At 36.5% G+C, this 1,662-nt stretch carries 2 protein-coding genes; both read right to left on the bottom strand.

What is annotated here, in order from left to right:
- Positions 1–146 (bottom strand): IS66 family insertion sequence element accessory protein TnpA (gene tnpA / locus BIY29_RS21110; RefSeq protein ID WP_420808423.1); only part of this gene is annotated, 146 nt, incomplete at its 3' end.
- Between the two features lie 504 nt (positions 147–650).
- On the bottom strand, positions 651–1,662 hold a 1,012-nt coding region (locus tag BIY29_RS19835), incomplete at its 5' end, for an ATP-binding cassette domain-containing protein (protein WP_121576716.1).

A 1,662-nucleotide genomic window follows, 5' to 3' on the forward strand; every position in this document is an offset into this window, starting at 1 on the left:
GCGTCATCGTGATGATGTTTGAGCCAGTAATAAAAGGTGGCCGGGTTCAAATCGTGTTGCCGGCAATAGTGTTGTTTAGTTAACCCGCTCTGTTGCCAGGCGTCGAGATGCTGTTGCCGTTCACGGTGAGAATGCCGTTTTGCCATATTTTACCTCAGGTTCGTTTTATTGAGTGAGGGCAGCATGTGGCAGCAGAGTTTTGTTAACAATATGAGTTTGCCGGACGCTTACAGTAGTTACTATAGCTCAGATGATTAAGGGACACAGCCTAAAAATCGGAGGGACTACAATTATACCTCTAACAAAGTGTCCAGAATGATTAGACCATTACACTTAGCGTGTTGCTTTCGTTCTTGGTCCAAAGTATTTAGCTCTGAGTTATTCAGTCTGACACTGACGCAATGAATACGTAGATTCTCTGCAAGGGGTGGGTGATAGGTAGTATTCATAGAAGCTCCTTTTCTATTATATAAAGATAAGCATATTCCTTATGCCTAATATATTTATAATCGATAGGTAGATTATGTCAACGATGTCGGGTTTGACTTTCCCCTTTTACAATCGAAGAGCAGAAAAAGCAAGGCTACTCAGCTTCGCTGAGTTAGCCCTTGCTTTCTAGATAGTTGATTTGTTTAACATAATCAAAAACTTCAATCTAAAAATTTTTGTGATAAAACCTTCCCTCCTAATATGCCAGCGGAGGGGCCAATTTTGATCTCGTAATCAGCGAGGTCAATAATTTCTTGTCTATGCTCAATAATAATAACTGAATTAAATAATGGGGTTTTTTGATAAATGTATTCAGCAATCTTACTTGCAGTTTCCGGATCTAATCCAGCGACAGGCTCATCTATAATAAGTATTTTTTTCGTTTCTTTTTTTCTAGACAGGTGTTCGCAAAGTTTTATCCTACGTAATTCACCACCAGATAATGTTTGAGTTTTGCGATTTAATTTCAAGTGTCCTAAGCCTAGTGAAACCATCGTTTCAATGTTTTTATGGAACGGTATATCGTATTTTTCCAGTAATAAATCTAACTCTTTTATTTCTTTATTGTAAAACTCAATAATATTCAACCCGTTTACTTTTATTTCAACACCTTCGCTTTTTTTATCAAACAAGCTGCCTTCACAAGTTGGGCAAGTCAAATAAATGTCTTTATCATATCCTCTTTCATACCTAATGATACCTGTGCCATCGCAGGATTTACAACCAGCCTCTTTTGAAAGTAGGAAGTTTTTTGGTTCCAAATTTGTCTCTTTGGAATAATATTCGGCTATAAGAGTGTTTATTTTTATCGTGGAGGCTAAAACAGAACGTCCGCTATAGTTTGAAGTTTTCTGTGAAACATAAATAGCATTTTTATTTTCTTCGATCACTTTTGCTATTGATGATTTCCCAGAACCGGATGGACCAGTTAGTACAGTTAAGCAACCTCTAGGGATTTTAAATTCCTGCTTAATGACATTATTTCTAGTAATCTCCTTAAATTCAATGAAATCATGTGTTTTGCGCCTCTTTATGTGCATTTTTATTGGTGAAATGTCTTCACTCGGACAAATGTACCCACCTTTATCTCCTGCCTCTAATCCTATATGTATTTTGTGATCTGCATTATCAATGAAATAAGATGAATGTTCAATTAAGACAATAGTGTTATTT

The sequence above is a fragment of the Brenneria alni genome, assembly GCF_003666245.1.
Classification (GTDB): Bacteria; Pseudomonadota; Gammaproteobacteria; order Enterobacterales; family Enterobacteriaceae; genus Brenneria; species Brenneria alni.